The organism is Arthrobacter sp. K5 (assembly GCF_040448525.1).
GTDB lineage: Bacteria > Actinomycetota > Actinomycetes > Actinomycetales > Micrococcaceae > Arthrobacter > Arthrobacter globiformis.
In genome coordinates this window covers 247,490-270,133 of record NZ_CP159279.1, presented here as the reverse complement: position 1 = coordinate 270,133, position 22,644 = coordinate 247,490, and the positions used below count along the sequence as shown (strand labels likewise).

Below are 22,644 nucleotides of genomic sequence, written 5' to 3'. Positions count from 1 at the left end.
GGGTGCGGTTACTTCCTGGCCAGTCCGGTACTGAGGTCCTTGGTGAGTTGTGCAACGGCGTCCACGCCGCCGTCGCGCACGGCCGCCACGAGCGCCGAGCCGACGATCACGCCGTCCGCGTACGCTGCGATCTCCGCGACCTGCTCGGCCGTGGAAACGCCGAGGCCTACGCACACCCGTTCCGCGCCGGCAGCCTTGGCCGCCGCCACGACACCGGTGGCCGCATCGCTCACGGCCGTGCGGGCACCGGTGACACCCATGATGGAGACCGCGTAGACGAAGCCGCGGCTCGCCTCCACGGTCCGGCGCATGCGCTCAGGCGTGGAGGAGGGCGCCACCAGGAAGACACGGTCCAGGCCGTACTTCTCCGACGCGTCCATCCACTCGGCCGCCTCGTCCGGGATCAGGTCAGGGGTGATCAGCCCCGCTCCCCCGGCCTCGGCCAGGCGCCGCGAGAACTCGTCCACGCCCATCCGGACCACGGGGTTCCAGTACGTCATGACCAGGACGGCGGCGTCGGTCTGGCTGGTTATGCCGGCGACGACGTCAAAGACCTGCCGGACGTGGAATCCCTTGGCCAGGGCCTCGGTGGTGGCTGCCTGGATGACCGGGCCGTCCATGACCGGGTCAGAATACGGAATGCCGACCTCGATCAGGTCCGCGCCGTTGCGCGCCAGGGCGATGCCGGCAGCGATGGTCTCCTCAACGCTGGGGTACCCGGCGGGCAGGTAGCCGATCAGGGCCGCACGGCCTTCCGCGCGGGCCTTGTCAATGGCAAGAGCCGACTTGCTGGTGATGTCCGCCGTGGTCACAGCTGCTCCCCTTCCTTGCCGATGACTGCCTCGGCCGAGTCCTTCTCCAGCAGGTCGAACCACTCCGCTGCGGTGGCAACGTCCTTGTCACCCCTGCCGGAGAGGTTAACGATCACGATCTTGTCTGAGGCCCCGGCAGGGCCAGCTTCCGAGGCCAGCCGCTGGCCGACCTTGATGGCGCCGGCGAGGGCGTGGGAGGACTCGATCGCAGGGATGATCCCCTCGGTGCGGCACAGGAGGCGGAACGCTTCCATGGCTTCGCTGTCCGTGACCGGCTCGTAGCTGACGCGCCCGATGTCCGCCAGGTAGGAGTGCTCCGGTCCGACGCCGGGGTAGTCCAGGCCGGCCGAGATGGAATGTGACTCGATGGTCTGGCCGTCGTCGTCCTGCATCAGGTAGGACCGGGCACCGTGCAGCACCCCGGGCCGGCCCAGCGTGATCGTGGCCGCGTGGCGGCCGGTCTCGACGCCGTCACCGCCGGCCTCGAAGCCGTAAATCTTCACTGACGGGTCATCGAGGAAGCCGTGGAAAATGCCGATGGCGTTGGAGCCGCCGCCGATGCAGGCGCAGACGGCGTCGGGCAGGCGCCCTGCCTGCTCGAGGATCTGGGCGCGAGCCTCCTCGCCGATGACCTCGTGGAAGTAGCGGACCATCGCCGGGAACGGGTGCGCGCCCGCTGCCGTGCCCAGCAGGTAGTGGGTGTTGCCGACGTTGGCCACCCAGTCCCGGAGGGCTTCGTTGATGGCGTCCTTGAGGGTCTGCGAACCGTTGGTGACGGGGATGACCGTAGCGCCCAGGAGTTCCATCCGGGCCACGTTCAGCGCCTGCCGGCGGCAGTCCTCGGCGCCCATGTAGACCACGCATTCGAGGCCCAGCAGGGCAGCTGCCGTCGCACTTGCCACGCCGTGCTGGCCCGCGCCGGTTTCGGCGATGACGCGGGTCTTGCCCATCCGCTTGGCAAGAAGTGCCTGGCCCAGCACGTTGTTGATCTTGTGGGAGCCAGTGTGGTTCAGGTCTTCGCGCTTGAGGAAGATCCGGACGCCGCCGGCGTGCTCGGCGAAGCGCTTGGCCTCGGTCAGGAGTGAGGGCCGGCCGGAGTAGTTCTTGTTCAGGTCCGCGATCTGGGCGGTGAACTCGGGATCGGCCTTGGCCTTCTCGAACGTGTCCTCGAGCTCGTCCAGGGCCGCAATCAGTGACTCAGGCATCCAGCGGCCGCCATAGGCGCCGAAGTAGGGTCCCGGGGCGTGGCGCAGCGAGGTGCCTCCCTGCAGGAATGCATCCACCGAGCCCTGGTCAGAGCCGGCTGTTGGCGCGTCGGCCATCAGTCTCACCATCCTGTTCACTTTTCTTATTGATGTCAGGCGCCATCCGTCCGCACGGCGTGCGGACGGATGGCGCCACGGTTGGGTGGGAGCTCAGGCCCGGGCGGCGATGGCCGCGGCCCCGGCCGCTGTGAACTCCGCGATGCGTTCACGCGGGGTGGCGTCGCTGACGAGCGCCTCCCCCACGAGGATGGCGTTGGCGCCGTGCGCCGCGTAGTGCGCGACGTCGTCGGCGTTGCGGACGCCGGACTCCGCCACCACCACGGCGCCGGCGGGAATGCTGCCGGCGAGCGTGGCGAAAACGGAACGGTCGACGTCGAGCGTCTTGAGGTTGCGGACGTTGACGCCGATGATCCGGGCGTCGGCGGCCACGGCGCGCTCGACTTCCTCGGGCGTGTGCGTTTCCACCAGCACGTTCATGCCGAGTTCGCGGCTAAGGGCGCTGAATTCGCGCAGCTGCTGGTCGGACAGGGCGGCCACGATCAGGAGGATGAGGTCCGCACCGTGGGCGCGGGCTTCCCAGATCTGGTACTCGTCCAGCGTGAAGTCCTTGCGCAGCAGCGGGACGTCCACCCGGGCACGGACCGCGTCCAGGTCAGCCAGCGAACCGTTGAAGCGGCGCTGCTCGGTGAGCACGCTGATCACCGCGGCTCCGCCGTCGGCGTACTGCACGGCCAGCGACGCGGGGTCCGCGATGCTGGCGAGGTCGCCTTTGGAGGGGCTGCGGCGCTTGATCTCGGCGATGACCTTCAGCTCGCCCCGGTCCGCGGACGCGCCGCCGAGGGCAGCCCAGGCGTCTCGGGCAGGAGCCGCCGCCAGGGCGCGGTCCTTCAGTTCCGCGAGGGACACGAGGCGCTTCCGGTCCTCCATGTCCTCCCTGACACCGGCATTGATGTCGTCGAGAACGGTCACGATTAGTGGCCGGTGTTCTTGATCTTGCTGCCGCCCACGCCGTAGCCGGCCTTGCGCATGATGTAGCCGGCCAGCAGGCCAACGAACATGACGGCGATACCGGCCCAGAAGATCGGGGTGTTGGCGATGACGAACGCGATGGAGGCGATGAGGGCGCCGATGAGCATGACGATCACGCAGGTCCAGGCGGCCGGGCTGTTGCCGTGGCCCAGGTCAATGCTGTGGTCGATGCCGTGGTGCTCCTTGGGGGCCGCGGGCTTTGTACCGGAAACAGTGGCTTTGCTCATGTGAATCTCCTCAGGATCAATACTGCTTACATTCTGCCATTTTTTGCCGCGGCCTTCGGCATCGCGGCCCGGGTGCGTGGCTGCGTGACCCACCGGCTCAGGTGGGGTCGTCGCCCCGGGAGAGCCTGTCCCAGCTGTCGATCTCGTCCACCGGGCCGGTCTGCTCTCCTGCAGGACCGGTCGCCGCGGCGTCGTATCTGGTCCGGGACTTCCAGTACCGCCCCGCCGGAACTACCAGCAGGCCGCAGACGGCCAGCAGGGATCCTGCGACGACGGCGAGCACCGGGAAGGCACTGACGCTTACGTCCGCGTTTCCACCCGAGACACCGGTGGCGGCGGCAATGGATCCCTGGGCCGCGGCCAGCGGGTCAGCGAGAACGGTGGCGGCCGCGGCGATGATGCCGGCTGCCGCCAACACGATGATGGCCGTGGTGACCCAGCGTGCGATCTTTCCGGCGATGGAGGCCGCGAGCCCGCCCACCAGCGCGACGAGGGCCAAAGCTGTGACCGTGGTGGCGGCTTTGCTGCCCTGGACCTGGAGACCGCCTTCACTGCCGGCAGGCTGGCCCAACTGCTGGGGGTCCAGGTGGATCGTCAGCCAGGTCTGGGTGGTGGTGCCGAAGACCGCCAGCGCCAGGACCGCGATCAGCAGCACCACCGTGGATTTCCGCGCCCAGCCCGGGACTGTGCTGTGTGCTTTGCCCGGCAAGGCGGATCCTGCGGGAACCGCCATCAGGAGTTTGCCTCCGTGACGGAATCGGGGCTGCTGACGGAGTCCGGCGTGATGTTGTGCAGCGAGCCGGCCGTGTGGACAGCCCGCAGCGGGGCCGCCGCCTTGTTGACGGTTTCCTGCGCCTCGGCCGGATTGCTCGAATCCGCCACGATGCCGCCGCCCGCCTGGACGTAGGCACGTCCTTCGCGCAGCAGTGCGGAACGGATGGCAATGGCCATGTCCATGTCGCCGGCGAAGTCCAGGTAGCCCACCACGCCGCCGTAGATGCCGCGCCGGTGCGGCTCGAGTTCATCCAGGAGCCGCAGCGCCCGGGGCTTCGGGGCGCCGGAAAGGGTTCCGGCCGGGAAGGTGGCCTTCAGGACGTCATAGGCTTTCGCCGTCGGAGCCAGGCGCCCGACGACGGTGGAGACCAGGTGCATGATGTGGCTGAAGCGCTCCACCTCCATGAACTGGGTGACGTCCACGGAACCCGCCACGCAGACCTTCGAAAGATCGTTCCGGGACAGGTCCACCAGCATAAGGTGTTCCGCCCGTTCCTTCTGGTCTGCGAGGAGTTCCTCGGCCAATGCCTTGTCCGCGTCCACGGTCTTGCCGCGCGGCCGGGAACCGGCGATAGGGTGCGTGATGACGTCCTCGCCGGTGACCGTCACCAGCGCCTCCGGCGACGAGCCGACGATCGAATACTGCCGGCCGGCGGCGTCCTCGAGGCTGAAAATGTACATGTACGGGCTCGGGTTGGTGTTGCGCAGCACCCGGTAGACATCCAAGGGCGACGCCCGGCACTCCATCTCGAAGCGGCGGGAGATGACCACCTGGAAGACTTCGCCGTCCACGATCGCCTCCTTCCCCCGGTCGAGGGCGGCAAGGTACTCGGGCTCGTGCCAGCGTTCCTGGACGCTGGCAGCAAAATCGAGGGCAGCCGGCTCCAGCACGGACACCGGTTGGAGCACCGGGGTGCTGATGCGTGCCAGCAACTCCTTCACGCGGGCGACGGCGTCATGCCAGGCCTCGTCGACGCGTTCGGAGCTGTTGTCAAAGTTGATGGCGTTGGCGATGAGCAGCACCGTGCCGTCCATGTTGTCGTGGACGGCCATGTCCGTGACGAGGTTCAGCGCCAGTTCGGGCAGCTGCAGGTCGTCCTCGGGCGGGCTGGTGAGCTTCTCCCAGTGGCGGACCGTTTCCCAGCCCAGGAAGCCCACCAGGCCGGAGGTGAACGGCGGAAGCCCGTCGAACCGGTCGGTGCGCAGCGCCTCGATGGTGTCGCGGATGGCATCGACGGGATTTCCGTCGACGGGCACCCCTGCCGGCGGCTCGCCCAGCCAGTGCGCCTGTCCGTCCTTGGTGGTCAGCGTGGCGCGGGACCGGGAACCGATGAAGGAGTAGCGGGACCAGGCGCCGCCGACAGCTGCCGACTCCATGAGGAACGTGCCCGGCTGGCCCTGCGCCAGCTTCCGGTACAGCCCGATCGGCGTTTCAGCGTCCGCCAGCACCTTGAGCCGGACAGGGATGACGCGGCTGTGGGCGGCGAGTTCCCGGAATTCTTCCAGGCCAGGGCTGATGATTCCGAGGTCCTGCATCGCTATTGGTTCTCCGTCTGTTCTTGGCCAGTGCCTGTGGGGGTGGGGCCTGTTGAGTGTGGGGGCCTGTTGGGTGGGGGCCTGTTGGGTGGGAGGGGGCCGCTAGTTGGCCGGACCTGCCACTACGTCGAAGGCCCGGCCGTCAAAGCAGGTCCGCGTACCGGTGTGGCATGCAGCACCCACCTGGTCCACCCGCACGAGCAGGGCGTCGCCGTCGCAGTCCAGGGCCACCGATTTGACCCACTGCACGTGGCCGGACGTGTCACCCTTGCGCCAGTACTCCTGGCGGGAGCGGGAGTAAAACGTCACCCGGCCGGTGGTCATGGTCCGGTTGAGGGCCTCGTCGTCCATCCAGCCCAGCATGAGGACCTCGTTGGTGTCGAACTGCTGCACGATGGCGGCGACGAGTCCGGCCCCGTCCCGTTTCAGCGCCGCGGCAATCCCGGCCGGAAGCGGGCTCCCCGGCGGCAGGCTTTCGCCGGCGTCGGAACCGGCGTCGGGGGACGAGGCACCGGCGGCAGGGGCGGGGGCGGGGCTGGGGGCGGGCTGCTCAGACATCACGTCAAGTCTAGTGCCCATCCCGGGACGCTGGCACAAACGCCCCCGGCCTCCCCCGCCCCCTGGACACAACCGCACGGCCCGCAGGGGCTTTGAGCCACCTGCGGGCCGTGCGGCCAGCCACATTCAAAGGGAGAGAGAGAGAGAGTATTTTGGTCCGGTCAGGAAGCGGAACGCTTGATAACGACGTCGTCGACGTAGCTGTCACCCATCTGGCGCGGGTGCTCCGCACCAAACTGGACCCTGCTCAGGGTCGTCGAAGGCAGGTTCACTGTCCTGTTGAACACCTGGACGGTTCCGAACCACACCTGGATGGAAGACCTGGCGCCGTCCGCCCGCACCTGCATCCTGACATGCTGCCAGGTGTTCAGCGGAACGCTGGCGGCCTGGAGCCTGGCGTAGGAGACCGTACCGTTGGGATTTGCGGTCCGCAGCCACAGCTCTCCGTTGGCGTTGTTGCGGAAGACGTCCGCCACCCGGGTGGAACCCGAGAAGAACCGGACGTACGGCACATTGTTGCCGGCAAGGCCGCCGGTGGTGATGTTCACCCAGACATCAGCGCTGGCCCGCTTTGTTCCGGCGGTCAGTCCCACATACATTTTCGCTATTGAACCTGATGTGTCAGTCGCACGGATTCGGACCGAACACGTTCCTGAGTGCGCCTTGGGGCTCGTCACCGCCACCGTTCCGGTCCCCGAGACGCTTCTGGTGAACGGCGACAGGGTGTTTCCCTCGAAGTTGGTGGCCGTCACGAGCGTCCCGGTGAAGGTTGTGCTGCTGGGGGCGGCCAGGCCCGTGCGGCACGTCGCCGCTGTGGCGGCGTTAGCCGAACCGAAGATCAGACTGCCCGAAACAAGCAGCCCGAGGCTGCCCAGTGTGCCCATTTTCTTGAGAGTGCTCATTACATTTCCTCACGCCACAGATGGAGTTTTGTTATTCGCTCCACTGCAGCCTTTCCGCTCACTCCCCGGAAGCAGACCTAAAAGCGTCTGATGATGCGCTGGAGCCAGTTGCGTGCACTCCCCCCTGCCCATACTTGGTGGACCAGCTTGGAAAAAGCTTGGGGTTTCTTGAAGCGTCGCCGGATTCGGGAACTGCCCGGGACCAGCGTGAACAGGGGCACAAATTCCCCGGTACCCACAGACTGCGCAACTCCCCGGCGGACGTGCTAGTTTTCCAAGTGATGCATTTCGTCGATCCGTCCCGAGAAGTCCTGGCCGAGACCCTGCTGGCGGCCGGCCCTGATTCCGCCACGCTCTGCAAAGGCTGGAAGACCAGGGACCTCGCAGCTCACCTCTACCTGCGCGAGCGGAAGGCCGCCGTTGGGCTGGGCCTGATTATTAAGAGCCTGTCCAAGGCCTCAGACAAGGCCACCGCCCGCCTGGCCGCAAAACTCAGGACCGCCGACGATTACGCCAAGCTCGTGAACTCCTTCCGCGCGGGACCGCCTCCGCTCTCGCCGCTGAAGATCAAGGCGCTTGATGAGAGCTCCAACCTGATCGAATACTTCGTGCACACGGAGGACGTCCGGCGCGCCGTTGACCGCTGGGCACCCCGCGCCCTCGACGAGGAATACTCTGATGCCCTGTGGGATGAGCTGGTCAAGCGTGCCGCCATCCTGTACCGCGGCGTGGACCTGGGCATCGTCCTGGTCAGTCCCTCCGGCCCCCGCCACGTGGCCAAGCGGGCTCCGGTGTCCGTGGCCATCGTCGGGGAGCCCGGTGAGCTGCTGATGCACGCCCACGGCCGCACGCGCCACGCGCTGGTGACCTTCGAAGGCCAGCCAGACGCCGTCGCCCTCCTCCAGTCAGCCGAAGTAGGGCTGTAACTGCACCGGTGATTGAGCTTGTCGAAATCCGGTTTCGACAAGCTCAAGCAGCGGACCTCAGCGGACCTCGAAGCCGGCGTCGCGGATTGCGGTCTTGACCTGCGACATCATGTCGTCCGGGCCCCAGTGGAAGATGGAGGCAGCGAGGACGGCGTCCGCTCCGGCCTGCACGGCAGGCGCGAAGTGCGCTGGTTCGCCGGCGCCGCCGGATGCGATGATCGGAACCTTGACAGCGGACCGGACCAGCCGGATGAGCTCGAGGTCGAAGCCGTCCTTGGTGCCGTCGGCGTCGATGGAGTTCAACAGGATCTCACCCACCCCGCGGTCCGCCGCTTCCTTGGCCCAGGCGATGGCGTCGATTCCGGTACCTTGGCGGCCGCCGTGGGTGGTCACTTCAAAGCCCGACGGCGTGGGCTGGGAGCCGGGACGGACGCGCCGTGCGTCCACGGACAGCACCAGCACCTGGGAACCAAAGTGCCGGGTGATTTCGTCGATGACGTCGGGACGGGCCACGGCTGCGGTGTTGATCGATGCCTTGTCGGCGCCGAAGCGCAGCAGCTTGTCCACCTCGGCCACGCCGCGGACGCCGCCGCCGACGGTCAGCGGGATGAACACTTCCTCGGCGGTGCGGCGGACGACGTCGAACGTCGTTTCCCGGTTGCCGGAGGAGGCGGTCACATCGAGGAAGGTGAGTTCGTCGGCGCCGGCGTTGTCGTAGCGGTGGGCCAGTTCCACGGGGTCCCCGGCGTCGCGGAGGCCTTCGAAGTTGATGCCCTTGACCACGCGGCCGGCATCAACGTCCAGGCAGGGAATAACGCGGACGGCTACAGCCATGACTTCTCCTGTTGTACTGCTGAGGTTGTGCTGTTAAGGAAAACCGGGTCAGATCCGGCAGGCGTGGATGCTGCTGACCAGGATGGCGCGCGCGCCGAGGTCGTACAGCTCGTCCATGATCCGGTTGGTTTCCTTCTTGGGCACCATGGAGCGTACGGCCACCCAGTCGGAATCGCGCAGCGGCGAGACGGTGGGTGATTCCAGGCCCGGCGTGAGGCCTGCGGCCTGCTCCACGAGCTCCTTGCGGATGTCGTAATCCATGAGCACGTACTGGCGCGCCACCAGGACGCCCTGCAGGCGGCGGATCAGGACGTCGATTTCCTTGGCCGTGCCGTTGGCCGCGCCGCCCTCGCCGGTGCGGCGGATGAGTACTGCCTCGGACTTGAGGATCGGCTCGCCGAAGATCTCCATGCCGGCGGCCTTGAGGGTGTTGCCCGTTTCGACGACGTCGGCGATGGCGTCCGCGACGCCGAGGCGCACGGAGGATTCCACCGCGCCGTCCAGCCGGACCACCTTCGCCTTGATGCCGCGCTCGGCCAGGTAGTCGCGCAGGAGGCCGTCGTAGCTGGTGGCGAGGCGTTTGCCTTCGAGTTCCTCCACAACGCTGAAGTCCCCGATCGGTCCGGCGAAACGGAACGTTGAGGCGGCGAAGCCGAGCGGAAGCAGTTCCTCAGCTTCCACCTGCGCGTCCAGCAGGAGGTCGCGGCCGGTGATTCCGACGTCGAGCGTTCCCTGTCCGACGTAAACGGCGATGTCCCGGGGGCGGAGGAAGAAGAACTCGATGTCGTTGTCGGGGTCCACCATGACCAGCTCGCGGTTGTCCCGGCGCTGGCGGTAGCCCGCCTCGGACAGCATGGCGGAGGCGGCTTCGGACAGGGATCCCTTGTTGGGTACGGCTACACGCAGCATTAGGAGGTCTTTCTGGTTTGGAAGTTTGGGTCAGGCAAGCGGGGCCACGCGGAGGCGGCTAAAGATGCTTGTAGACGTCTTCCAGGCTGAGTCCTTTGGCGAGCATCAGGACCTGCAGGTGGTACAGGAGCTGCGAGATCTCCTCGGCGGCGGCTTCGTCTGATTCGTACTCGGCGGCCATCCAGACTTCAGCCGCTTCCTCCACGACTTTCTTGCCGATGCCGTGGATTCCCGACTCCAGTTCGGCGACGGTGCGGGAGCCCTCGGGGCGGGTCGCTGCCTTCTCGCTCAGTTCTGCGAACAGCGTCTCGAAATTCTTCACGCCCTCCAGCCTACTTGCTCGGGGCCGGGGCCCGCCTGTCGGGCAGTTCCATGACGGCAGGGATGTGAGCGATTACACACGGTGCATGCTTGCGCCCACATCCCCGCAGCGCCCCGGAACTGGGGAAATATTCCGTTAGTAGTGCTTGAGCACTTAGTAGTTTTTGAGCAACAGCGCCGTCGAGAGTGCGGCCGTGACGGCCTCATGCCCCTTGTCCTCGGAGGAACCGGGCAGGCCGGCCCGGTCGAGGCCCTGCTCTTCCGTGTCGCAGGTCAGCACGCCGAACCCGACCGGAACGCCGGTGCTGACGCTCACGTCGGTCAGTCCCGACGTCGCGGCCTGGCACACGTAGTCGAAGTGCGGCGTTCCGCCGCGGATGACGACGCCGAGGGCAACGACGGCGTCAAAGTGCGGAGCCAGCCGCGCGGCGGCGACGGGAAGCTCGAAGCTGCCCGGGACGCGCAGCACCGTCGGCTCGTTGATGCCGGCGTCCTTGGCCGCGCGCAGGGCGCCGTCCAGGAGTCCGTCCATGATCTGCGTGTGCCAGCTTGCCGCCACGATCGCCAGCTTGAGCTGCGAGGTTTCCGCGGGGTCGAGGGTGGTGAGGTCAATCTGGGGTGCGCCGTGTCCGCTCATAAAGTCTTCGTGATCCGTTCAGTCTTGTTCGTGGTCAAAAGTGTCGGTGCCGGTGCGGGGCAGGCCCGCGGTCTCGGTGTCGAGCGTCAGGAGGTGGTCCATCCGGTCCTTTTTGGTCTGCAGGTACCTGAGGTTCTGCTCCCGGGACGGCACCTCGGTGGGAACCATCTCGACGACCTTCACGCCGGCGACGGCCAGGCGGTTCTGCTTGTCCGGGTTGTTGCTCAGCAGCCGGATCTCGTGCAGGCCCATCTCGGCCAGGATCTGCGCCGCGGCCTTGTAGCAGCGGGCGTCGACGGGCAGTCCCAGCTGCTCGTTGGCCTCGACGGTGTCGAACCCTGCCTCCTGCAGGGCGTAGGCCTTGATCTTGTTGGCCAACCCGATTCCCCGGCCTTCCTGGCCGCGGAGGTACAACAGCGTGCCGCCGTTCTCGGCGATCAGCTCCAGGGCGTAGGCGAGCTGCTCGCCGCAGTCGCACCGGTAGGAGCCAAAGACGTCGCCGGTGAGGCATTCCGAGTGCAGGCGCACCAGGGGCGCCTTCCCGTCCTTGGGCGCATTCGGGGAGCTGACCGCAAGGTGTTCGGCGCCGGTCACCAGATCGGTCCAGGCCTGTGTCACGAAATTACCGAACGCCGTGGGCAGCTGGACCACCGGGCCGCTGCTCACCGGATGCGGCTGCCGGCCGTTGCTGCCCGGCTCCGCTGTTTGAAATGCCGTCATCGTGTTTCCCCTTCTGCGGCCGGACTGACTTCCAAAGTGCTCTCCTGTGAAGATACACGGTGGTCAGCTCCCAGATAGGCAACCAGGTCCTCGATCGAGATCAAGGGGCAGCCGTGTTCGGCAGCGAATACCCGCAGTCCGTCCAGCCTCATCATCTCCCCGTCGTCATATACAACTTCGGCGATCACGCCCACCGGCTCCAGGCCGGCGAGCCGGCAGAGGTCGACGGCCGCTTCGGTGTGGCCGGGGCGTTCACGCACTCCCCCATTAACGGCCCGCAGCGGAAAAATATGCCCGGGGCGGGTCAGCGTGTCCGGGCCGCTGGCCGGATCGGCGATGACGCGTGCGGTGAGGGCCCGATCGGTGGCCGAGATGCCGGTGCTGACGCCGGTGGCGGCGTCGCAGGAGACGGTATAGGCGGTGCCCTTCGAATCCTGGTTGACCTCCACCATGGGCGGCAGTTCCAGCGCGTCGGCCCGGGCGCCGTCGAGCGGCACGCAGATGACGCCGGAGCTGTACCGGATGGTCCAGCCCATGAGAGCGGGCGTGGCGTGCTGGGCCGCGAAAATGATGTCGCCTTCGTTTTCCCGGTCTTCGTTGTCCACCACCAGCACCGGCCGGCCGGCCGCCATGGCGCGGACAGCGTCCTCAATCGGATCCAGCGTCGGGGGAACAGAGGCCAGGCCGCCAGAGACCGCGGCGTCAAGCTTTGCCGTGCCGTTCACAGCTGAACCCCGCTTTCAGTAACAACCGGGGCTTCGGTGCCGAACCCCGTGCCGTCGGTGCGGAAAGCGAGGAGCCGCTCGGTGTACTTGGCCAGCACGTCCACCTCAAGGTTGACCCTGGCGCCGGCCGGCTTGGCCCCGAGGCCGGTGTCGGCCAGGGTTGTGGGAATAAGCCCCACCTCGAACCACGGCGACGTCTCGGCTGCCGGGCTAACCGCGGTGACGGTGAGGGAGACGCCGTCGATGGCGATGGAGCCCTTTTCCGCGATGTAGCGCGCAAGCCGCTGGGGCACACCGAACCGGAGCCGTTCCCAGTTTCCCTGCGGCTCGCGTTCGAGCAGTTCGCCGACGCCGTCCACGTGCCCCTGGACCACATGGCCGTCAAGGCGCCCGCCGGCGGGGACACAGCGTTCCAGGTTGACGGGATCGCCCGCCGCAAGCTCGCCGATGGTGCTGCGGATGAGTGTCTCGCCCATGACGTCGACGCTGAAGTCCTTGCCGTCGATGGCCGTAGCGGTGAGGCAGACGCCGTTGACGGCGATGGAGCCGCCCAGCGGCAGGCCGTCAGCCGTGCCGGGGGCGTGCAGGCGCAGCGTTGCGCTTGTGTCCCCGTTCCGGTCCACGGAGAGGACCTTTCCCTGTTCGGCGATAATTCCGGTGAACATCAGTAGCCTCCCATGGCTGTGTCCGCTGCTGTGCGGACAGGTAGTGAATCGGTTGACGTTGGTTGAGGTGATGGTGACTGTGCCGCTGCGGGCGTGTCCTGGGTCCGGTGGGGCACGGTGGCTTCCTCCGGGAGCAGATGAAGGCGCAGGTCCCTGCCCAGGAACTGGACCGCGCCGCCGGACGCTGCGTCCCATGCCCAGCGCTGCGCCTGCGCCAGCGTTCCGATGCCGAGGCCGTTGAGGGCCGGCGTTCCGGAGCCCAGGAGCGTGGGCGCCAGGTAGACGATGAGTTCGTCCACGAGGCCCTCGGCGAGGAAGGCGCTGAGGATCCGCGATCCGCCTTCCACCATGACGTGCCTGGTGCCGGCGGCGAACAGGACGGACAGTGCCTTGCGCGGGTCCCGGGTGGGAAGGTGGAGGACCTTGCCGTCGTCGCCGCGCACGGCAGCGTCCGCCGGCACATCGCGAAGTCCCATGACCGCGCGCAGCGGCTGTTTTCCGGTGGCGTCGCCGTTGGCGTCGCGCGCTGTCAGCCGGGGGTTGTCCACGAGCACGGTCTGCGTTCCAACCAAGATGGCGTCGATCCGGTTCCGGATGCCGTGGTTGTCCGCCAGCGACTCCGGGCTGGATATCCACTGGCTGGTGCCGTCCTCGGCGGCAATCCGGCTGTCCAAGGTCTGGGCGATGTGCAGGGTGACGAAGGGGCGCTTGGCGTCGACCGCCTGGAACCAGCGCCGGTTCAGCTCCAGCGCACGCTCGGCGGCCAGTCCGCTGCGCACGCTGACGCCCGCCGCCCGCAGGGTGGCGGCCCCGCCGGCGGCGGGGTCATGGGGGTCGTCGACGGCGTACACGACGTTCGCTATCCCGGCGTCGATGATGGCCTGCGCGCACGGCCCCGTACGGCCCACATGGTTGCACGGTTCCAGGGTGACCACCATGGTGGACCCGTGAAGGTCGACGCCGGTGCTGACCGCCGTCGCTATCGCGTCGGCTTCTGCGTGCGCGGTGCCGGCACCGCGGTGGAATCCCGTCGCCAGCTGGCGGCCGTCAGGTCCGACGACGACGGCGCCCACCAGCGGATTGGCCCCCCGGGGGCCCTGCAGGGCGGCTTCCAGGGCAAGGTCCATGGCGGCTGTTTCAGCAGCGGTGAAGGCCGATACCGGCTGGGTAGCAGTCACCTGGACACCGCCGGGTCCGGGAAGGCGGTCTCAACCTTGACGTTGGAGGGGTCCGCCTGGGCCTGCGCCCGGGACGCCCGCCACCAGACGATGAAGCCGGCCAGGGTGAAGAAGCCGTAGAACAGGTACATGAAGGCGCTGGCAAAGTATCCGGCGCTGAAGAGCAGCGGAACGCCCACCACATCGACGGCAACCCAGATCAGCCAAAATTCCGTCCATCCGCGGGCCATGCCGTAGGTGGCCAGCAGGGAGCCCATGAAGGTCCACGCGTCGGCCCACACCGGCGGGTAGGAGCCCAGCGAGTCGAAGAGCGGAGTGAGGGCGGCGGTTCCGGCCACTAGCGCGAGTACCAGCGCCACACGGGTCCTGGCACTGGCCCAGGCGGGCGCGATCGCCGTCAAGGATCCTGCCGCCCGGCGGCTATGCCGCCAGCGCTGCCACCCGTAGATGGCCACGATGATGAACATGACCTGCCGCCCGGCCTGGCCCCAGAGCGTGGCCGGCGTGGCGGAGCCGAAGACGTTGCCCAGGAAGACCGTCAGGAGCAGAAGGTTGCCCGCGATGCCGGCCGGCCATGCCCAGACCTTGCGCCGCATGCCGCCGAGGGCACTGGCCAGGCCAAAAATGTTTCCCAGCACTTCGCGGAGAATAAGCACCGATCCGCCAACGGGAATCTGTGCCTCGAAGAGCCAACGCAGGATGTCCATGCGTGCGTGTCGTTCCTTCCCTCAAGAGCCGAGAGTGCTCCGGGGGTATACGACAGCGAAACGCAGCGGCGTTGTGGAACGCCACAAGTACAGCTGTACGTGCTTCTCTCATCCAGACTTTAACTGTCGGTACTGGAATTTCACCAGTTCAACCGTCCGCCGGGCTTCCGTAAAGGAACCACCGGCTCGCGGGTCGCGGACTGTCACCGCCGGTTCGGACTTACACCGACCCCGGAGCACGTATTGTGTGTTGCTATTCTGACACAACTTGGCGCAGGCCCAGGCTATTCCCGCTGCGGTCCGTCATTTCCGGCGTCATGGAGGCCGGTTGTGGCCCCCATGACGCTTGCCCCTGAGGACCTAGGGCTTAAGGCTGCCGGCCTTGCGCAGCCGGTCGATGGCTCCGGACGGATCCGCGGCGCCATACACTGCGGACCCGGCGACGAAGACGTTCGCTCCGGCTTCTGCGGCACGGACAATGGTTTCCTCGGTAATTCCGCCGTCCACCTGGATGGCAACGTTTACGCCGGATCCCTCGATCGCGGCGCGGGCGCGGCGGATCTTGGGCAGGGTGAGGTCAAGGAACGCCTGGCCGCCAAACCCGGGTTCCACCGTCATGATCAGCAGCATGTCCAGCTCCGGAAGCATGTCCAGGTACGGCTCCACCGCCGTGGCGGGCCGGAGCGCCATCCCGGCCTTCGAACCCCGGGCGCGCAGCTCCCGGGCTAGCTTCACCGGCGCAATCGAGGCCTCGGCATGGAACGTCACGGACGCGACGCCGGCGTCCGCGTAGCCGGGAGCCCAGCGGTCGGCGTCGGAAATCATGAGGTGGGCGTCCAGCGGAACCGGGCTGACCGCCTGGATCCGCTGGACCACGGGAAGGCCCAGGGTGAGGTTGGGGACAAAGTGGTTGTCCATCACATCCACATGTACTGAATCAGCGTTGCTGATTTTCTGCAGCTCGGCTTCGAGGTTCACGAAGTCGGCGGAGAGGATGCTGGGGTTGATGCAGCACTGCGTCATGCGGGGTCCTTTCGCGGGACGGAAGTCCGGAGATGCGGGGTCAGTCAATCGGAAGTCAGCACTTCCTGAGCAGTCAGGATTTGCGGCGGATAAGGGCGAGGAACATGGCGTCCGTACTGTGGACGTGTGGCCACAGCTGCGCGGTCTTCTCGTGACCGGCGCCCAGGCTGCCGCCCAGGCTGACGGCGTCCAGCACGCTGCCGGCGTCCAGGAGTTCCAGGTCGTCCCGTTTGCGCAGGACGTCGCTGACCACTGCCGTGGTTTCGGCCGGGTGCGGCGAGCAGGTCACGTAGGCCACCACGCCGCCGGGCCGCACGGCCGCCAAGGCAGAGTTCAGCAGGTCGCGCTGCAGCGGCCCCAGGTCGGCAAGGTCCTTGGGCGTGCGGCGCCAGCGGGATTCGGGCCGTCGGCGCAGGGCTCCGAGCCCGCTGCAGGGCACGTCCACGAGCACGCGGTCAAAAGCGGCAGGCCGTTCCGCGCCAACCTCCCTGCCGTCGCCGGTCCTGACGGTCCAGACGTCCGAAGGAACAGCGGACAGCGCCTGGCTGACCAGTTTGGCCCGGTGCGGGGCGGGCTCGTTGGCGAGGAGCGTGGCTCCCCGTTCGTTTGCCAGCGCGCCCAGCAGGGCTGCCTTGCCGCCGGGCCCGGCGCAGAGATCGAGCCAGGCCTCCCCGGCGGTGTCTTCTCCTGTTGCGGCGGTGTCCGCATCCGCCGCGTTTTCGCCAAGCCCTGCGTTTTCGGCACGCCCTGCGTCAAGGCTGGCAGCCGCCAGGGCCCTGGCCACCAACTGGGAGCCGACGTCCTGCACGCGCGTAGTGCCGGACCGGACTGACTCCAGCCGGCCGAGGTCACCGCCGCTGGAGAGCGCTGACCCTTCCACCAGTTCGCCGGGGACGGCGCCGTTCTCCAGGGCCTCGTCCAGGCTTCCCAGCCCGGGAAGGGCCACCAGGTTGACCACGGGGGCCGCGTTGTCGGCTTCCAGCAGATCATTGATTTCGCCGACCGGGCGTCCGTGTGCCACCAGGGACTGCCGCAGGGCCCGGACAATCCACTCCGGATGGGCGTACCGGACGGACGCAACCTTGGTCTCGTCCGGCTCGCCGGCAACCAGCTCGTCAAGCCACTCGTCCAGGCTGCGGGCCGCTACCTTCCGGAGCACGGCATTGATCAGTGCCGACGGACCGGCACCGATGACCGCACGGGCCAGGCCCACCGTCTGGTCAAGGGCCGCGTGTGCGGGTACGCGCATTGCCAGCAGCTGGTGGACCCCGATACGCAGGGCATCCAGGACAGCCGGATCCAGCTTGTCCAGGGGCCGGTCCACGCAGCGGGCGAGGATGGCGTCGTACGTGCCTTGGCTCCGCAGCGCCCCGTAGCTCAGTTCGGTGGCGAATCCGGCGTCGCGCCGGTCGAGGCCATGCTGCCGGATGCGCGCCGGCAGCACGAGATTGGCATAGGCGTCCTCGGCAGCGACCGCGCGCAGAACTTCGAACGCCACCAGCCTGGCGGGGTCTGCCCTGCGGGTGCGCTGCGACGGTGCGCTCTCGGTGAAGGCTCGCTGGGGGCCGCGGTTGCGTTCCCGGCCCTGGGCATTGCGGCGGCTGGCTCCTCCCCCGCCCTGGCCGCCGGCGCCTGAACCGCGCTGGCCGCCGCGGCTTGATCGGCCCTGCCCGGATCCGCTTCTGCCGGAATCACTCATTGGAATACCACGCTTTCGAGGGATGCCTGGCCGCGCGCCCAGTCGGCGGCGGCCATCATTTTCTTGCCTGCAGGCTGCACCTTGGTGAGTTCGACGGCATGCGAACCCGTCCCCACCAGCACGCTCTTGCCGGCCAGCACCAGCTGTCCCGGCTGGACATCGGTGACGTCGGGACGGAGCCGCACCGGCTCAAGCTTCAGCCGCTGGCCATCGAGGGTGGTCCAGGCTCCCGGTTCGGGTGTCACGCCGCGTGCCCGCCGCCCCACGGACAGGGCCGGCTCCGACCAGTCGATGCGGCCGTCGTCGATGGTCAGCTTGGGCGCCAGGCTCACTTCCCCCTCCTGGGGAAGCGGCGACGCCGCGCCGGACCCGATGGCGGACAGCGTCTGGGCGAGCAGGACGGCGCCGCTGTGGGACAGCCGTTCAAGCAGTGCCCCGGAGGTGTCCTCCGGCCCGACGGCTTCGGTCAGCGTGCCGATGACAGGGCCCGTATCGAGCCCCTCCTCGAGCTGGAAGGTCACGGCACCGGTGATGTCGTCGCCGGCGATGACGGCCCGCTGCACCGGGGCCGCGCCGCGCCAGGCCGGCAGCAGCGAGAAGTGCAGGTTGATCCAGCCGTGCCGCGGAATATCGAGGGCCACGCGGGGCACCAGCCCGCCGTAGGCGACAATCGCGGCTACGTCGGGGCGGGTCTCGGCGATCCGTTCGGTGACGGCTGCGTCCACCCGGGACGCGTGGATGATGTCGATGCCGAGCTCGGCGGCCCGGGCTGCGACGGGCGAGGGCGTGAGCACACGCTTGCGTCCCACCGGCGCGTCCGGCCGGGTCAGCACCGCGACGATCTCGAAGCCGGCGGCCACCAGGGCATCCAGCGAGGGGACAGCTACGGACGGTGTTCCGGCGAAGAGGACCCTCATCCGGCAGCGCCGAAGCTGCCGGTTCCGGACGTTGCCGCGCCGAAGCTGCCGCCACCGAAACTGGAGCCGACGGTCTTGGCGCGCTTGGCGGTGGTTTGTTCGGTGATGGAGTCATAGTTGGCGTTGCGGATGGAGCGCAGGGCGGCCTTGCGGTCCTCACCTTCGAGCCGGTCAGTGAAGAGGATGCCGTCCAGATGGTCGGTCTCATGCTGGAAGCAGCGGGCAAGCATGCCCTCCGCCTCCACAGAGACGGGGTTCCCGTTAATATCGACGCCGGTGACACGGGTGCTGCGGTAACGGCGGACCGGGAAGCCCAGGCCGGGGATGGAGAGGCACCCCTCCACCTCATCCGGCTGGAAATCTTCACTGTTTTCCAGCACAGGGTTGATGATGTGGCCTTCAACGCCGCCGATCCGGTAGGTGAAGACCCGCAGGCTGACTCCGATCTGGGGCGCGGCCAGGCCTGCGCCCTCCACGTCCTCCATTGTTTCGGTCATGTCGGCAACGAGCCTGGCCAGCTCAGGCCCGAAATCCGTGACAGGGTCGGCAACCGTGCGAAGCACGGGATCGCCGATGATACGGATATTCAGAATTGCCATGTGCAGTCATTTCCTCACGGTGAACGGGTAAACGGATCCAGTCCAGTTTAGTTGCTGCGGCCTGCCCGGCGGAGCTGACGGCGGGGTCGGGCCCGGCCAGCCCGGGCGCGGGAAGGGTCAGGAGAACACCGGCGGCGCCAACGGCAGCAGCGCGGGTCCGGCGCTGACAGTGTCCGCGGACATTTCCCACACCCGGCGCAGGGCACAGAACTTCCACCAGTGGTGCTTCAGGACTTCAGGATTAGCGCGGACAGGCCGGACCTCGGTTTCACCGATCGCCACGGCGAGCAGCACCGGGGTATCGCCGTGCTGCCACGGCTCCCACTCGCCGGCCACGGGATCCACCAGGCTTTCCTCCGCCTTCATGCCGGCAACAAGCTGCATGACCACTTTGTCGTCCAGGGGCTTGACCTGGCCGTCGCGGGTGGTCCCCTTGGTCTTGTAGTCAATGAGGCAGGTGCGTCCGTTGATCTTCGCAACGAGGTCCAGTGTTCCCGCGTAACCCACCGCCGTGTTCCACACGGTGATCTCCGGGGCGATCGGCTCCACCCGGAACAGCTCCCACCATTCATCGAAGCGGGCGGCGAAGGCTTCCTCTCCGTTGGAGGCCAGCGCTTCACGGGCTTCCTTCATCTGGTGCGGCCGGCCGAGGGCACGCAGGGCCACCTGCTCGCAGTAGTAGTGCACCCGGTCCCCGCGCTGCGCAGCCTCGTCCCGGTATGTTTCAGCCGCCTTCGCCGCGCGATTCACCGCCTGCCGCACCCGCGCTGGGCTGCCAAGGATCTCCGGCAGCGACGGATCCTTGGCCAGGCTGCTGGCGCCCATGTAGCCGAACCAGCCGTCCAGTCCATGGGCCTGCTGCCCAATGACGGTGGTGATGGAGGGAACCGTGAACTGCTCCGTGGTGGAGCGGGCGTACATACGGCCATATTCCGTGGCGTGGGCGAGGAGTGGAGCGGTCATGATGAGACTCTTTCACGGGGGTCAGACATTGATGCGGAAACAGAAAAGCCCGCCCCTCCCAGTTCTATCTCCTGGGCTGAACGGACTTTCCATCGGTGGGCGATACTGGGTTCGAACCAGTGACCTCTTCGGTGTGAACGAAGCGCGCTACCACTGCGCCAATCGCCCCGATGCATTTGAATGCTAGCGGACAATCGCGGGTTAACGGAAATCGGCGCCTTGACCCATGGAGAAGGTCAGCGGAGCAAGGTGCTCCAGCAACGCCCAAGGCCGTAACGCAGCACGGGGCCCGTCACTCCAGGCCCCCGGAACTACACCCCTGTAATTCGAAAATTTCCCTAGAATTCAAGGAAGTACGGCTTCCCGAGCCACACCGCCGGCACTCGATTTGGAGTTTCCCGGAACCTCCTATAGAGTTCTTACTCGTTGGAACGCGACGAACTGCCGAATACGGCAAGGAATCGCAGCTCCGAAATGCGGACGTAGCTCAGCTGGTAGAGCACCACCTTGCCAAGGTGGATGTCGCGAGTTCGAATCTCGTCGTCCGCTCGCAGGACACTGTCACGGCACTGGTTCCCCGGAATCAAGGCCTACACGGTGGGTTGGCCGAGAGGCGAGGCAGCGGCCTGCAAAGCCGTATACACGGGTTCGAATCCCGTACCCACCTCGGTGAAAGCCATGGTTTCCGGTGATACCGGATGCGATGGGCGATTGGCGCAGCGGTAGCGCGCTTCCCTGACACGGAAGAGGTCACTGGTTCGATCCCAGTATCGCCCACCAGAGCAAGGAAACTTGCTTGTAGTTGAACGTTCGGCCACGCGGCTGGACTTCAAAAATGCGGACGTAGCTCAGCTGGTAGAGCACCACCTTGCCAAGGTGGATGTCGCGAGTTCGAATCTCGTCGTCCGCTCTCTTGATCCTTAGGGATCCGAACCCAGGATACCGCCGGTTCTGCCGGCTCCGGGCGATTGGCGCAGCGGTAGCGCGCTTCCCTGACACGGAAGAGGTCACTGGTTCGATCCCAGTATCGCCCACGAAACAAAGCAGCTCCCCGGAGCTGCTTTTTTCTTGCCCTCATACAGTTTGACAAAGTTTGTCAAGAACTCCTTGGCAGGCGCCGCCTTCGGGGCTAGGATCGAATGCGGAGGAGCGAACTGGCTCCGCGATTGAAGGGAGGTGCTCGTGGGTTTACTTGACGATCTAAAGGGCAAGGCTCAGGGTCTGATCCGCGGCAACGAGCAGGCCATCAAGGACGGCATCACCAAAGCAGGTGATTTTGTCGACTCCAAGACGGGCGGCAAATACACCAGCCAGGTGGATAAGGTCCAGACAGGCGCTTCCACTCTCGTTGACAAAGCCGATGAGAGGCCTACCCAGGGACCGGCGGACAACGTGCCGCCGGCTGAGAAGGCTCCGTAGTCAGGATTTGCCGGGCTTCGCCCCTAAACGTCAAAAAAGGTGCCGGTCCCGCCGAGAGGCGGCGCCGGCACCTTTCGTTTTCCCGAAAGAATTCCCGTGTGTCTGCAACGCCCATGTCTGCAAAAAGCCTGTGCCTACACGAGCCGGTGCCTACGACGGCTCGTGGTTCTGGCCTTCGCGTGCCAGCGCTGTAAGCCGGGAGACCGCCCTGAAGTACTTCTTCATGTAGCCGCCGTTCATCATTTCCTCGGTGAACAGCTTGTCGAACGGAACGCCGCTGGCAAGGATCGGAACGTCCTTGTCGTAAAGACGGTCGGCCAGCACCACAAACCTCAGCGCCACCGCCTGCTCGGTGATGGTTTCCACGTCCCGCCAGACGACGCCGTCCACGCCGTCAAGCAGCTTGCGGTAGCGGCTGGGATGGACACCCGCGAGGTGTGAGATGAGGGTACTGAAGTCATCCTCGGCAACGGTCTTGCCGTCGAACTCCGCCTTCATGTGGGCATGGAGTTCGCTGTTCCGCAGTGGTGCAGGCGCAGCCGGGAGGCCGCGGTGGCGGAAGTCTTCGCCGTCAACCCTGATGACGTCGAACTGGTCCGCCAGGACCTGGATTTCACGCTGGAAATCCACGGCGGCAAACCGGCCGTCGCCCAGGGATCCGGGCAGAGTATTGGATGTGGCCGCGAGCTTCACGCCGGCGTCGGCCAGTTCCCGCATCAGGCGGGACATCAGGACCGTGTCGCCTGGATCGTCGAGTTCAAACTCGTCAATGCACACGAGCTTGTAGGAACTCAACGCGTCGACGGTTTTCCGGAAGGACAGGGCACCCACCAGGTTGGTGTATTCCACAAAGGTGCCGAAGGCCTTTGGGCCGGGGGCAGCGTGCCAGAGCGATGCCAGCAAGTGGGTCTTTCCCACGCCGAATCCGCCGTCGAGGTAGATGCCGGCGCGGGTCGCGTCCTTCTTGCCAAAGAGCTTCTTGAACAGTCCCCCGCCGTCCCCGGCGCCGACTCCTCCGGCAAAAGCCTGCAGCGCGTTCACTGCCGCCGCCTGGCTTGGCTGCTTCGGGTCTGGCCGGTAGCTTGCAAAGGACACCTGCCCGAACCTGGGCGATGGGTAGAAACCTTTGAGGAGCTCATCCACCGACACCGCCGGCGTCCGGGTGGCGAGCTTTTCGATCTGTACCAAGGTGGTCCATTCTGCTGGTGATTTGTCCCCAGCAAGAATACCGGCATTGGCCGCCCGGCCTGCCGGTATCGCCTTGCTGCCCGCCATGCCGTGAGCAAGCACACATTTCGT

At 66.9% G+C, this 22,644-nt stretch carries 25 protein-coding genes, 6 tRNA genes and 1 riboswitch; of the genes, 7 read left to right on the top strand and 24 right to left on the bottom strand.

All coding sequences use genetic code 11. The features are described 5' to 3' along the window. Window positions 1–8 precede the first annotated feature (8 nt). The 8 genes from trpA to ABRP34_RS01190 form a co-directional block, all read right to left on the bottom strand. Window positions 9–812 (bottom strand): tryptophan synthase subunit alpha, encoded by an 804-nt coding sequence (gene trpA / locus ABRP34_RS01225; protein WP_353711935.1) that lies wholly within the window; start codon window positions 810–812, stop codon window positions 9–11. Then, entirely contained in the window at window positions 809–2,134 is a 1,326-nt protein-coding gene (trpB, locus tag ABRP34_RS01220) for a tryptophan synthase subunit beta (protein ID WP_353711934.1), read from the bottom strand. Before trpB ends, trpA begins: the two co-directional genes overlap by 4 nt. A 93-nt stretch (window positions 2,135–2,227) precedes the next feature. After that, complete coding sequence (gene trpC, locus ABRP34_RS01215; protein ID WP_003800896.1) at window positions 2,228–3,046, bottom strand: indole-3-glycerol phosphate synthase TrpC; 819 nt, start codon at window positions 3,044–3,046, stop codon at window positions 2,228–2,230. A gap of 2 nt (window positions 3,047–3,048) precedes the next feature. Further along, a complete protein-coding gene (locus ABRP34_RS01210; RefSeq protein ID WP_307101467.1) occupies window positions 3,049–3,333 on the bottom strand; it encodes an HGxxPAAW family protein in 285 nt (94 codons plus the stop codon). 97 nt (window positions 3,334–3,430) lie between these two features. Then, window positions 3,431–4,066 (bottom strand): Trp biosynthesis-associated membrane protein, encoded by a 636-nt coding sequence (locus ABRP34_RS01205; RefSeq protein WP_353711933.1) that lies wholly within the window; start codon window positions 4,064–4,066, stop codon window positions 3,431–3,433. Continuing rightward, window positions 4,066–5,643 carry an anthranilate synthase component I gene (locus ABRP34_RS01200; RefSeq protein ID WP_353711932.1) on the bottom strand — a complete coding sequence of 526 codons (1,578 nt, stop codon included), beginning with the start codon at window positions 5,641–5,643 and terminating at the stop codon, window positions 4,066–4,068. The genes ABRP34_RS01205 and ABRP34_RS01200 overlap by 1 nt, the downstream gene beginning before the upstream one ends. A gap of 102 nt (window positions 5,644–5,745) precedes the next feature. Then, entirely contained in the window at window positions 5,746–6,201 is a 456-nt protein-coding gene (hisI, locus tag ABRP34_RS01195; protein ID WP_353711931.1) for a phosphoribosyl-AMP cyclohydrolase, read from the bottom strand. Between the two features lie 161 nt (window positions 6,202–6,362). Continuing rightward, the gene (locus tag ABRP34_RS01190; RefSeq protein WP_353711930.1) at window positions 6,363–7,103 is read right to left on the bottom strand and encodes a hypothetical protein; all 741 of its coding nucleotides are present in this window, start codon (window positions 7,101–7,103) and stop codon (window positions 6,363–6,365) included. 281 nt (window positions 7,104–7,384) lie between these two features. Between ABRP34_RS01190 and ABRP34_RS01185 the strand changes: the two genes are divergently transcribed. Beyond that, complete coding sequence (locus tag ABRP34_RS01185) at window positions 7,385–8,029, top strand: TIGR03085 family metal-binding protein (RefSeq protein ID WP_043418603.1); 645 nt, start codon at window positions 7,385–7,387, stop codon at window positions 8,027–8,029. A gap of 57 nt (window positions 8,030–8,086) precedes the next feature. Here ABRP34_RS01185 and hisF read toward each other — a convergent pair whose 3' ends face one another. The 15 genes from hisF to ABRP34_RS01110 form a co-directional block, all read right to left on the bottom strand. Next, window positions 8,087–8,863 (bottom strand): imidazole glycerol phosphate synthase subunit HisF, encoded by a 777-nt coding sequence (gene hisF, locus ABRP34_RS01180; RefSeq protein WP_003801522.1) that lies wholly within the window; start codon window positions 8,861–8,863, stop codon window positions 8,087–8,089. Window positions 8,864–8,911: 48 nt separating this feature from the next. Further along, on the bottom strand, window positions 8,912–9,772 hold the full coding sequence (gene hisG, locus ABRP34_RS01175; protein WP_003801524.1) for an ATP phosphoribosyltransferase: 861 nt from the start codon (window positions 9,770–9,772) through the stop codon (window positions 8,912–8,914). Between the two features lie 58 nt (window positions 9,773–9,830). Then, on the bottom strand, window positions 9,831–10,094 hold the full coding sequence (locus ABRP34_RS01170; protein ID WP_003801526.1) for a phosphoribosyl-ATP diphosphatase: 264 nt from the start codon (window positions 10,092–10,094) through the stop codon (window positions 9,831–9,833). A 153-nt stretch (window positions 10,095–10,247) separates the two neighbouring features. Next, window positions 10,248–10,730 (bottom strand): 6,7-dimethyl-8-ribityllumazine synthase, encoded by a 483-nt coding sequence (ribH, locus tag ABRP34_RS01165; protein ID WP_003801528.1) that lies wholly within the window; start codon window positions 10,728–10,730, stop codon window positions 10,248–10,250. An 18-nt stretch (window positions 10,731–10,748) separates the two neighbouring features. After that, window positions 10,749–11,450 carry a GTP cyclohydrolase II gene (ribA, locus tag ABRP34_RS01160; protein ID WP_314192493.1) on the bottom strand — a complete coding sequence of 234 codons (702 nt, stop codon included), beginning with the start codon at window positions 11,448–11,450 and terminating at the stop codon, window positions 10,749–10,751. Continuing rightward, a complete protein-coding gene (gene ribB / locus ABRP34_RS01155) occupies window positions 11,447–12,133 on the bottom strand; it encodes a 3,4-dihydroxy-2-butanone-4-phosphate synthase (RefSeq protein ID WP_353713284.1) in 687 nt (228 codons plus the stop codon). Before ribB ends, ribA begins: the two co-directional genes overlap by 4 nt. Window positions 12,134–12,171: 38 nt before the next feature. After that, a complete protein-coding gene (locus tag ABRP34_RS01150; RefSeq protein WP_353711929.1) occupies window positions 12,172–12,840 on the bottom strand; it encodes a riboflavin synthase in 669 nt (222 codons plus the stop codon). After that, window positions 12,840–13,967, bottom strand: coding sequence for a bifunctional diaminohydroxyphosphoribosylaminopyrimidine deaminase/5-amino-6-(5-phosphoribosylamino)uracil reductase RibD (ribD, locus tag ABRP34_RS01145; protein ID WP_353713283.1), 1,128 nt, complete (start codon window positions 13,965–13,967; stop codon window positions 12,840–12,842). Before ribD ends, ABRP34_RS01150 begins: the two co-directional genes overlap by 1 nt. A gap of 47 nt (window positions 13,968–14,014) precedes the next feature. Further along, window positions 14,015–14,725, bottom strand: a complete 711-nt coding sequence (gene pnuC / locus ABRP34_RS01140; RefSeq protein ID WP_353711928.1) for a nicotinamide riboside transporter PnuC — start codon at window positions 14,723–14,725, stop codon at window positions 14,015–14,017. Between the two features lie 95 nt (window positions 14,726–14,820). Continuing rightward, window positions 14,821–14,969: riboswitch (FMN riboswitch) on the bottom strand. A 116-nt stretch (window positions 14,970–15,085) separates the two neighbouring features. Further along, window positions 15,086–15,748, bottom strand: coding sequence for a ribulose-phosphate 3-epimerase (rpe, locus tag ABRP34_RS01135; RefSeq protein ID WP_003801541.1), 663 nt, complete (start codon window positions 15,746–15,748; stop codon window positions 15,086–15,088). Window positions 15,749–15,821: 73 nt separating this feature from the next. Next, on the bottom strand, window positions 15,822–17,447 hold the full coding sequence (locus tag ABRP34_RS01130) for a transcription antitermination factor NusB (RefSeq protein ID WP_353711927.1): 1,626 nt from the start codon (window positions 17,445–17,447) through the stop codon (window positions 15,822–15,824). Continuing rightward, window positions 17,444–18,364 carry a methionyl-tRNA formyltransferase gene (fmt, locus tag ABRP34_RS01125; protein ID WP_353711926.1) on the bottom strand — a complete coding sequence of 307 codons (921 nt, stop codon included), beginning with the start codon at window positions 18,362–18,364 and terminating at the stop codon, window positions 17,444–17,446. The genes ABRP34_RS01130 and fmt overlap by 4 nt, the downstream gene beginning before the upstream one ends. Then, entirely contained in the window at window positions 18,361–18,963 is a 603-nt protein-coding gene (gene def, locus ABRP34_RS01120) for a peptide deformylase (RefSeq protein ID WP_003801545.1), read from the bottom strand. The genes fmt and def overlap by 4 nt, the downstream gene beginning before the upstream one ends. A 117-nt stretch (window positions 18,964–19,080) precedes the next feature. Then, entirely contained in the window at window positions 19,081–19,926 is an 846-nt protein-coding gene (locus ABRP34_RS01115) for a hypothetical protein (protein ID WP_003801547.1), read from the bottom strand. 96 nt (window positions 19,927–20,022) lie between these two features. Then, window positions 20,023–20,094: transfer RNA gene (locus ABRP34_RS01110), tRNA-Val, on the bottom strand. 308 nt (window positions 20,095–20,402) lie between these two features. Here ABRP34_RS01110 and ABRP34_RS01105 point away from each other — a divergent pair. From ABRP34_RS01105 to ABRP34_RS01080, 6 genes are all read left to right on the top strand, one after another. Continuing rightward, a tRNA-Gly gene (locus ABRP34_RS01105) sits at window positions 20,403–20,475 on the top strand. 47 nt (window positions 20,476–20,522) lie between these two features. Next, a tRNA-Cys gene (locus tag ABRP34_RS01100) sits at window positions 20,523–20,593 on the top strand. A gap of 38 nt (window positions 20,594–20,631) precedes the next feature. Next, a tRNA-Val gene (locus ABRP34_RS01095) sits at window positions 20,632–20,706 on the top strand. 57 nt (window positions 20,707–20,763) lie between these two features. Further along, window positions 20,764–20,836 (top strand) — tRNA-Gly (locus ABRP34_RS01090). A gap of 52 nt (window positions 20,837–20,888) precedes the next feature. Then, window positions 20,889–20,960: transfer RNA gene (locus ABRP34_RS01085), tRNA-Val, on the top strand. A 148-nt stretch (window positions 20,961–21,108) separates the two neighbouring features. Then, window positions 21,109–21,345, top strand: a complete 237-nt coding sequence (locus tag ABRP34_RS01080) for an antitoxin (protein ID WP_353711925.1) — start codon at window positions 21,109–21,111, stop codon at window positions 21,343–21,345. A gap of 150 nt (window positions 21,346–21,495) precedes the next feature. Here the strand turns inward: ABRP34_RS01080 and zapE are convergent, their stop codons facing one another. Beyond that, window positions 21,496–22,533 carry a cell division protein ZapE gene (gene zapE, locus ABRP34_RS01075; protein ID WP_003801552.1) on the bottom strand — a complete coding sequence of 346 codons (1,038 nt, stop codon included), beginning with the start codon at window positions 22,531–22,533 and terminating at the stop codon, window positions 21,496–21,498. Window positions 22,534–22,644 lie beyond the last annotated feature (111 nt).

What these genes read in the sequence shown, in the direction of transcription:
- trpB (WP_353711934.1), bottom strand. Translation starts at nt 2,134, where the DNA reads ATGGCCGACGCGCCAACAGCCGGCTCTGACCAGGGCTCGGTGGATGCA.
- ABRP34_RS01210 (WP_307101467.1), bottom strand. Translation starts at nt 3,333, where the DNA reads ATGAGCAAAGCCACTGTTTCCGGTACAAAGCCCGCGGCCCCCAAGGAG.
- ABRP34_RS01205 (WP_353711933.1), bottom strand. Translation starts at nt 4,066, where the DNA reads ATGGCGGTTCCCGCAGGATCCGCCTTGCCGGGCAAAGCACACAGCACA.
- ABRP34_RS01200 (WP_353711932.1), bottom strand. Translation starts at nt 5,643, where the DNA reads ATGCAGGACCTCGGAATCATCAGCCCTGGCCTGGAAGAATTCCGGGAA.
- hisI (WP_353711931.1), bottom strand. Translation starts at nt 6,201, where the DNA reads ATGTCTGAGCAGCCCGCCCCCAGCCCCGCCCCCGCCCCTGCCGCCGGT.
- ABRP34_RS01190 (WP_353711930.1), bottom strand. Translation starts at nt 7,103, where the DNA reads ATGAGCACTCTCAAGAAAATGGGCACACTGGGCAGCCTCGGGCTGCTT.
- ABRP34_RS01185 (WP_043418603.1), top strand. Translation starts at nt 7,385, where the DNA reads ATGCATTTCGTCGATCCGTCCCGAGAAGTCCTGGCCGAGACCCTGCTG.
- hisF (WP_003801522.1), bottom strand. Translation starts at nt 8,863, where the DNA reads ATGGCTGTAGCCGTCCGCGTTATTCCCTGCCTGGACGTTGATGCCGGC.
- hisG (WP_003801524.1), bottom strand. Translation starts at nt 9,772, where the DNA reads ATGCTGCGTGTAGCCGTACCCAACAAGGGATCCCTGTCCGAAGCCGCC.
- ribH (WP_003801528.1), bottom strand. Translation starts at nt 10,730, where the DNA reads ATGAGCGGACACGGCGCACCCCAGATTGACCTCACCACCCTCGACCCC.
- ribA (WP_314192493.1), bottom strand. Translation starts at nt 11,450, where the DNA reads ATGACGGCATTTCAAACAGCGGAGCCGGGCAGCAACGGCCGGCAGCCG.
- ABRP34_RS01150 (WP_353711929.1), bottom strand. Translation starts at nt 12,840, where the DNA reads ATGTTCACCGGAATTATCGCCGAACAGGGAAAGGTCCTCTCCGTGGAC.
- ribD (WP_353713283.1), bottom strand. Translation starts at nt 13,967, where the DNA reads ATGGACCTTGCCCTGGAAGCCGCCCTGCAGGGCCCCCGGGGGGCCAAT.
- pnuC (WP_353711928.1), bottom strand. Translation starts at nt 14,725, where the DNA reads ATGGACATCCTGCGTTGGCTCTTCGAGGCACAGATTCCCGTTGGCGGA.
- rpe (WP_003801541.1), bottom strand. Translation starts at nt 15,748, where the DNA reads ATGACGCAGTGCTGCATCAACCCCAGCATCCTCTCCGCCGACTTCGTG.
- ABRP34_RS01130 (WP_353711927.1), bottom strand. Translation starts at nt 17,447, where the DNA reads ATGAGTGATTCCGGCAGAAGCGGATCCGGGCAGGGCCGATCAAGCCGC.
- fmt (WP_353711926.1), bottom strand. Translation starts at nt 18,364, where the DNA reads ATGAGGGTCCTCTTCGCCGGAACACCGTCCGTAGCTGTCCCCTCGCTG.
- def (WP_003801545.1), bottom strand. Translation starts at nt 18,963, where the DNA reads ATGGCAATTCTGAATATCCGTATCATCGGCGATCCCGTGCTTCGCACG.
- ABRP34_RS01115 (WP_003801547.1), bottom strand. Translation starts at nt 19,926, where the DNA reads ATGACCGCTCCACTCCTCGCCCACGCCACGGAATATGGCCGTATGTAC.